At 43.9% G+C, this 3,243-nt stretch carries 3 protein-coding genes; all 3 read right to left on the bottom strand.

The features are described 5' to 3' along the window. Positions 1-384 (bottom strand): transposase (locus ASU35_RS18165; RefSeq protein ID WP_423229996.1); only part of this gene is annotated, 384 nt, incomplete at its 3' end. A gap of 99 nt (positions 385-483) precedes the next feature. Continuing rightward, positions 484-1,260: an IS21-like element helper ATPase IstB gene (istB, locus tag ASU35_RS18160; protein ID WP_058354372.1), complete on the bottom strand. Its 777-nt coding sequence runs from the start codon at positions 1,258-1,260 to the stop codon at positions 484-486. Next, complete coding sequence (gene istA, locus ASU35_RS18155) at positions 1,253-2,812, bottom strand: IS21 family transposase (RefSeq protein WP_058354371.1); 1,560 nt, start codon at positions 2,810-2,812, stop codon at positions 1,253-1,255. Before istA ends, istB begins: the two co-directional genes overlap by 8 nt. Positions 2,813-3,243: the final 431 nt, after the last annotated feature.

Genomic DNA, 3,243 nt, shown 5'->3' with positions numbered 1-3,243 from the left:
ATACTCATTTACTTCCATCAGCATTTCAGCAGAAATGCGTTTGCGAAAAAGGACCAGTGTACTTGCATCAAACGGAGCATCTTCCTGATAGCCGGGAAGTCCGATAAAGTACTGCAGATACGGATTCTCTGCGATCTGTTCCACAAGCTCACGGTCGGAATACTGGAACTTGGTCTGGATGATCAGAGCTCCTAATGCCATACGAAGAGGCTTGGCAACATTACCCGTGTCTCTGGGGAACAGCTTAGCATATTTTACTTCAAATTCATCCCATGGGATTCGGTCAGCCAGTTTGATCCAGCGGTTATCCGAATTCATGTGGAGTCCCATAGGCTGGTTGAAATCGAGGAACGAGTGCTGTAACTTGTCGATTGGTTTGTACATTGATTTAGCTCCTTTATTGAATATTACGTTGCGGCGGAGCCGCCTGTCCGGTGTGGCGAGAGCCACCATTCCGGACAAACAGAGCCACCTTGTTACTAACTACTGTACCATGTTTTGATCTATACCATAGACCTCTCGCATGGAGATGTCCTTTGATGGATCAATGCTTTCGATATTGATTTTGTATGCATCATAGATGATTCGATCCATGATGGCATCTGCCAATGGGTTATCATCACCACCCAGGCGGTCATACCAACCTTCCTCTCTGAACTGGGAACAGAAGATAGTAGAAGATTTTTTCCTACGCTTATGAATCAGTTCAAAGAGATTTTTGGATTCTGATTCGTTAAGTTTTAACAATAACCATTCATCAATGACAAGCAGTAATGGTTTAGTATACTTTGAAAGTACCTTTGCAAATGTGCCGTTATTTCTGGCGGCTTCCAAGTCAAGAAGCAGGTCAGGAAGGCGAACATATTTTACTGTGTAATACTGCTTGCAGGCTTCCATGCCAAAAGCACAGGCCATGTATGTCTTGCCACTTCCGGTTGCACCGGTAATAAAGATGTTCCGATACTCTGCAATGTATTCGCAGGTGGCGAGACGTTTGATGAGTTCCTTATTGAGCTTTCGTCCTGAACGATAGTCAATGCCGGCAATACAGGCATCCGGTTGTTCAAGCTCAGCGTTGCGTATAATGCGTTTTAAACGATTGTTTTTGCGACTGGTGTATTCCACATCAACCAGCATGCCAAAACGTTCTTCGAAGGATATATCCTTCATAGAGGAATCATCCATTTGTATACGGAATGCATCTGCCATAGCTGTGAGACGCATTTCAATAAGTTTGTCAGTTGTACTTTGATTAATCATTGTGCTTACCTCCTGTTGATTTATCGGCATAGTATCTGGCACCTCTTGTGATGCCGTATGAATTAGTCTTTTTCTCTTCCTGAGTCACCGGGATATCACTATCCTTTAAAGTGACCAGAAGATTTTTGATACTTTTATAGCTGGGTGAACTGGAATAGCTTAATGCTTTCTGGCACGTAAGTTCCAGTTTTTGCGGAGAATGTTTTTCTGCAAGCTTTAACAATCCCATACAGCTTCGATAGGATTGTTGTTCCACCCTGCCGGAGGTAAGTAGTGCATTTACAACTTCATATGCGTTTGGTCCAATCTGATTCGCCCATTTCCGAAAACGGTCACCATTCCACTCCAGATATTTCTGATGTTCTTCCGGCATATGTCCGGAGTGAGTAGAGTACTGCCCAGGACGTCCATAAAGGCGTTTGTGGGAGGCAATTCGATTGTGATTCATAAATATTTCAATCGTTGTTTCTGTTATTCGCACATCGACCTTATTTCTGATATACTGATAAGGCACAGAGTAGTACATCTTGTCTACTGCAATGTGATAATTAAACTGAACGGTAGCGACTTTCCAATCGCTGAGTTCAAAGCGGGTAGCAGGCAGCGTTGCCAGTAATGGCATTTCTTCCCCAAGAAACAGACTACGCCTGCTACCTTCTTTTTTCTGGAAGGTATTTGCATTGAACTGTTCAAGTTTTTCCCTTATGGCAGAATTCAATTCAGCCAGAGAAAAAAACTGTTCATTCCGAAGGGCTGCAGTAATCCATGTAGATACATTTCTTACTGTGCCTTCTGCGCTAGGCTTGTCCTTGGGTTTTCGCACCCGTGCCGGAATAATGGCGGTTCCGTAATGTTCAGCTAATTCATGGTATGTGGTGTTTAATGACGGAGTGTACCAGTCTCCTGTATGATAAACGGCTGTAAGGCAGTTATCAGGAACGAGTATCTTGGCAACTCCACCGAAGTATTCATACATATGCACATGGGCTGTAATCCAGGCCTTCTGTTTTTCATTGATGAATGCTTCCACGTAGGCGTACATGCTATAAGTCATAACGCCAACAAAAAGCCATGCTTCTGTAATCTCGCCGGTATCGGGGTCGATGATATGAGCCGGATCTCCAGCCCAGTCTACTTCAACCTGTTCACCGGGTTTTCGTGGTATGTGCATGGTTGCTCTTCGTTTTTGCTCGTCCTGCTGGATGTAGTAGCAAAACTGTGAATACATGAGTGGCTCTTCGCCTGCCATACGGCAATCCTCACAGTATTCGCTCCATAGGAGTTTTTTACTTACGCCATTTCGCAATAATTCTTTGCGAATGTAGGCATAGTCAGGCATACGCTTATTGGTAGCTGACTTTTCCTTGGGAAAGAGAATGTTTTCCAAGGCATCATCTGTCATGGTTTCATCAAGTGGCCAGGAGATATTCATCTCATCAGCTTTTTTGAGAACCTTTGACACAGTGTTTCGGGACACACTGCAACTTAATGCAATGTTCCGTTCGCTGAAGTTCAGACTATGAAGTCTGATGATTTCGCGATATTTGGTCATGATTTTGACCTCCTTATAATGTATTTACACCAATCGGTGTATGACTACAGTATAAGGAATCTATGTAATGATTTCCACAAGTCCGGAATCATGATTTCCTTGTGCCGGAATAGTGGTTTCCTAATTACCGGAATGATGGTTTCCACCGCCGGAGGGGTGGCTCTGTGCTGCCGGAAGTGTGGCTCCCAAACTCCGGACAGGTGGCTCAATGAGAGCCGGAATACTCACCGTCTATGAAAACAACACAAAGGAGGCATACAACATGGATTTATCAAAAATTCCAAACAGGATGCGTGGCAAACCATATTTCTGCTTGATGAAACTTGAGCAGAAACCGGGCAAGGATAAGAAGGATAAGGTGCCATACAGAACGAATGGAGCAAGAGCAGACCCTACTAACCTTAATCATTTCACAAGCCTTGAGAATGTAA

It is taken from the genome of Acetivibrio ethanolgignens (assembly GCF_001461035.1).
In the GTDB taxonomy this organism is placed as follows: Bacteria; Bacillota; Clostridia; order Lachnospirales; family Lachnospiraceae; genus Velocimicrobium; species Velocimicrobium ethanolgignens.
Note: the sequence above shows the minus strand (reverse complement) of the source record. Positions and strands in the feature narration are given on the sequence as shown.